This window comes from Shigella sp. FJ200513 (genome assembly GCF_040495915.1).
Classification (GTDB): domain Bacteria; phylum Pseudomonadota; class Gammaproteobacteria; order Enterobacterales; family Enterobacteriaceae; genus ECMA0423.
The window spans coordinates 1-4355 of record NZ_JBDYCV010000176.1; the positions used below are offsets into that span (position 1 = coordinate 1).

Here is a 4355-nt window from a genome sequence, read left to right on the forward strand (position 1 = left end):
GATGGAAATGGAAGCCACGCAAGCACCTTAAAATCACCATCATACACTAAATCAGTAAGTTGGCAGCATTACCAAAATTCCGACTATTACTTGATACGTGATTATTGTCGGTGATTTTTTTGTACACCATCAGTGTATATCTCAATAACCCCTGAATAAGTAGCTCTGAATAGGTATAAGGGATGTAGCCATTTTTAAATGGATTTCTTATGCCAAAAATGATCGTCGATTTCCCCATAAAATGTGAGCGATGCCGAAAGAAATAAAATTAGTTATTGCATTTGAAGTTTGGATGAAAGATTATCATTTGTCATACAAATGAGGGGTGGTATGTTGCTAGCCAATTAAAAAAGAACGCCATATTTATTGATGATTGATCCCCCGGTGGGGGGGAAACATCGGGCATAAATGGGCATGAAGTAATGGAGTATTAGTTGTGAATGTCAATTTCTTTGTCACCTGTATTGGTGACGCCCTGAAATCAAGAATGGCACGAGACTCCGTGCTGCTACTGGAAAAACTCGGCTGTCGCGTAAATTTCCCGGAGAAACAGGGATGCTGCGGTCAGCCTGCGATCAATAGCGGTTATATCAAAGAAGCGATTCCAGGGATGAAAAATCTGATCGCCGCACTGGAGGATAACGACGATCCCATTATTTCACCGGCTGGCTCTTGCACCTATGCCATAAAAAGTTACCCGACGTATCTGGCGGATGAACCTGAATGGGCATCACGTGCCGAAAAGGTTGCCGCGCGTATGCAGGATCTCACCTCTTTTATTGTTAATAAATTAGGGGTAGTCGATGTAGGTGCCAGTTTGCAAGGGAGAGCTGTGTATCACCCATCTTGTAGCCTGGCCCGTAAGCTGGGAGTGAAGGACGAGCCACTTACGCTGCTGAAAAATGTGCGTGGACTGGAGCTGTTGACCTTTGCTGAACAGGATACCTGCTGCGGATTTGGCGGCACGTTCTCGGTCAAAATGGCCGAAATATCCGGCGAGATGGTGAAAGAAAAGGTTGTGCACCTGATGGAAGTCCGCCCTGAGTATTTAATTGGTGCTGACGTGAGTTGCCTGCTGAACATCAGTGGGCGATTACAACGGGAAGGGCAGAAAGTCAAAGTGATGCATATTGCTGAAGTGTTGATGAGCCGCTGAGGATATAAAGATGTCGATCAAAACCAGTAATACAGATTTTAAGACACGCATCCGTCAGCAAATTGAAGATCCGATCATGCGCAAAGCGGTGGCAAGCGCGCAGCAGCGTATTGGGGCAAATCGGCAAAAAATGGTCGATGAATTGGGGCACTGGGAGGAGTGGCGCGATCGGGCCGCCCAGATACGTGATCATGTTCTGAGTAATCTCGACGCTTATCTGTACCAGCTCTCAGAAAAAGTGACGCAAAACGGCGGTCACGTCTATTTTGCAAAAACCAAAGAAGACGCTACCCGCTACATTTTACAGGTTGCCCAACGCAAAAATGCCCGGAAGGTGGTGAAATCTAAATCGATGGTGACCGAAGAGATTGGTGTCAATCATGTGTTGCAGGATGCTGGCATTCAGGTGATTGAAACCGATCTGGGTGAATATATTCTCCAGCTGGATCAAGATCCGCCATCTCATGTTGTGGTCCCGGCAATTCATAAAGATCGCCATCAGATCCGTCGAGTGCTACACGAACGTCTGGGCTATGAGGGGCCGGAAACGCCTGAAGCGATGACCTTATTCATCCGGCAAAAAATCCGTGAAGATTTCCTCAGTGCTGAAATAGGTATTACCGGCTGTAATTTCGCGGTGGCAGAGACCGGTTCGGTATGCCTGGTGACCAATGAAGGTAATGCGCGAATGTGTACCACGCTGCCTAAAACGCATATTGCAGTGATGGGAATGGAGCGTATTGCCCCCACGTTTGCCGAGGTAGATGTATTGATCACCATGCTGGCGCGCAGTGCCGTTGGTGCACGTTTGACGGGATACAACACCTGGCTGACAGGGCCGCGCGAAGCGGGGCACGTTGATGGTCCTGAAGAGTTTCATCTGGTTATTGTCGATAACGGGCGTTCTGAGGTGCTGGCCTCTGAATTTCGGGATGTGCTGCGCTGTATTCGCTGCGGGGCTTGTATGAATACTTGTCCGGCATATCGCCATATTGGCGGTCATGGATATGGCTCTATTTATCCAGGGCCAATTGGTGCGGTGATTTCTCCGCTACTTGGCGGCTATAAAGATTTTAAAGATTTACCCTACGCCTGCTCTTTATGCACTGCTTGTGACAGCGTGTGTCCGGTGCGTATTCCGCTGTCAAAACTGATTTTGCGTCATCGTCGGGTGATGGCTGAAAAAGGGATCACCGCAAAAGCAGAGCAACGGGCGATAAAAATGTTCGCTTATGCCAATAGTCATCCAGGATTGTGGAAAGTCGGGATGATGGCCGGCGCTCATGCGGCAAGCTGGTTTATCAATGGCGGCAAAACACCACTCAAATTTGGCGCGATTAGCGACTGGATGGAAGCACGCGATCTTCCTGAAGCTGACGGAGAGAGTTTCCGTAGTTGGTTTAAGAAACATCAGGCGCAGGAGAAAAAGAATGGATAATCGGAGCGAATTTTTGAATAACGTTGCTCAGGCACTGGGTCGCCCGCTGCGACTTGAACCGCAAGCAGAAGATGCGCCGCTTAACAACTATGCTAACGAGCGGCTTACCCAACTTAACCAACAGCAGCGCTGTGACGCGTTTATTCAGTTTGCCAGCGATGTTATGTTGACGCGCTGTGAGCTGACCAGCGAGGCGAAGGCGGCAGAAGCTGCAATACGTCTGTGTAAAGAGCTGGGAGATCAGTCGGTCGTGATTAGCGGTGACACGAGGCTGGAGGAATTGGGGATTAGTGAACGTTTGCAGCAGGAATGCAATGCCGTTGTTTGGGATCCGGCGAAAGGTGCCGAGAATATCTCGCAGGCAGAGCAGGCTAAAGTGGGTGTCGTGTATGCTGAATATGGTTTAACCGAATCGGGAGGCGTGGTTCTTTTTTCCGCCGCCGAGCGCGGGCGTTCATTGAGCCTGCTCCCGGAATCTTCTCTTTTTATCCTGCGTAAAAGCACAATCCTGCCGCGTGTAGCGCAACTCGCAGAAAAATTGCATCAGAAAGCGCAGGCCGGTGAACGAATGCCGTCATGTATTAACATCATCAGTGGTCCCAGCTCAACGGCGGATATTGAGCTTATCAAAGTCGTCGGGGTTCATGGTCCGGTGAAAGCGGTGTATCTGATTATTGAGGATTGCTGAGAGAGATATGAGATCTGAACATAAACCTGAAGAAGGCATACGAGGTTGAAAATAGCGTTAAGGACAACCTGACTTAACCCCGTTCCGTCATGGTTATGCTGCTCTTCTGTAAATATCCAGGCATTAGTAATGCCAGGATATTTACAGTGAAAAAGACAGGCATCCATTCCTGAAAACGGGTTCCCTTCCCGGTCATTGTCACTTCAGCTTTATACAGGCACTCTCTATCAGAATGCTGTTTATTACTGCCCAGAGTTTTGTTGGTATTCATCTACCATTTTTTTGACAAGGCAAAACATTACAGAAATTACAATGCTTAGAAAAAATCCCAGAGCCAGGCAAATGGCAGCAGGGTATTTATTTTTTATTTCTGGTGAGCTTATAGTTACACAGCCATCACCGTTCGGATACAATGACCAGTTCCTGGTCAGGTATATCATTTTTGTATAAAGCTCACTGTTAATTGCTGAAGGCGTTTGTATCTCATCGAGAACTTGCCTGCCATTATGGTATTCTGACGCATACCATTTGATAATAGACGCCTGCACGCGAGATATTTCCTCTTCAGCAGTTGGTAAATCTCTCTTATCTCCTGACCATTCCAGCCTTATTTCTCTGTTCTTGATATCTGGGCTGGTCTGAAAAAATGTAGTAATTCGCTGAATAACATCTTCAGTCATTGTGGTCTGACAGGCAAAATTATTATTGCTATCACAGCTAACAAGTATACCTGGCGTTGTCTGGTTTATTTTAAGGCTGTAAATCACTTTTGTATTGTCTTTATTGATATACAGAAACAACAGCACCATTGCCATACAGATAGCCATAATAAAAAGGATAACACGAATCTTTTTCTTCAGATGAAATAAAATCTCAATCAGATCGATATCCTGTTTGATTTGTTCACTCATAATATATCCAGAAAATAAAATCTGTCGCAGATAATGTTGTATTAATAGTCTGTATCAGGAATGTTCGGGTTAAATATCAGCAAAAAACCGGTAATGCTGCCAACTTACTGATTTAGTGTATGATGGTGATTTTAAGGTGCTTGCGTGGCTTCCATTTCCATC

The 4355-nt window shown here is 46.3% G+C and carries 4 protein-coding genes; 3 read left to right on the forward strand and 1 reads right to left on the reverse strand.

All coding sequences use genetic code 11. The features are described from left to right. Window positions 1-436: 436 nt before the first annotated feature. The 3 genes from ABZJ92_RS20700 to ABZJ92_RS20710 are packed head-to-tail and all read left to right on the forward strand — an operon-like array spanning window position 437 to window position 3282. Complete coding sequence (locus ABZJ92_RS20700) at window positions 437-1156, forward strand: (Fe-S)-binding protein (RefSeq protein ID WP_001102097.1); 720 nt, start codon at window positions 437-439, stop codon at window positions 1154-1156. 10 nt (window positions 1157-1166) lie between these two features. Continuing rightward, the gene (locus ABZJ92_RS20705) at window positions 1167-2594 is read left to right on the forward strand and encodes a LutB/LldF family L-lactate oxidation iron-sulfur protein (protein ID WP_000023933.1); all 1428 of its coding nucleotides are present in this window, start codon (window positions 1167-1169) and stop codon (window positions 2592-2594) included. Next, window positions 2587-3282, forward strand: coding sequence for a LutC/YkgG family protein (locus tag ABZJ92_RS20710; protein ID WP_000370403.1), 696 nt, complete (start codon window positions 2587-2589; stop codon window positions 3280-3282). Before ABZJ92_RS20705 ends, ABZJ92_RS20710 begins: the two co-directional genes overlap by 8 nt. A 242-nt stretch (window positions 3283-3524) precedes the next feature. Here the strand turns inward: ABZJ92_RS20710 and ykgH are convergent, their stop codons facing one another. Next, the gene (gene ykgH, locus ABZJ92_RS20715; protein ID WP_000003122.1) at window positions 3525-4193 is read right to left on the reverse strand and encodes a protein YkgH; all 669 of its coding nucleotides are present in this window, start codon (window positions 4191-4193) and stop codon (window positions 3525-3527) included. Between the last annotated feature and the right edge of the window lie 162 nt (window positions 4194-4355).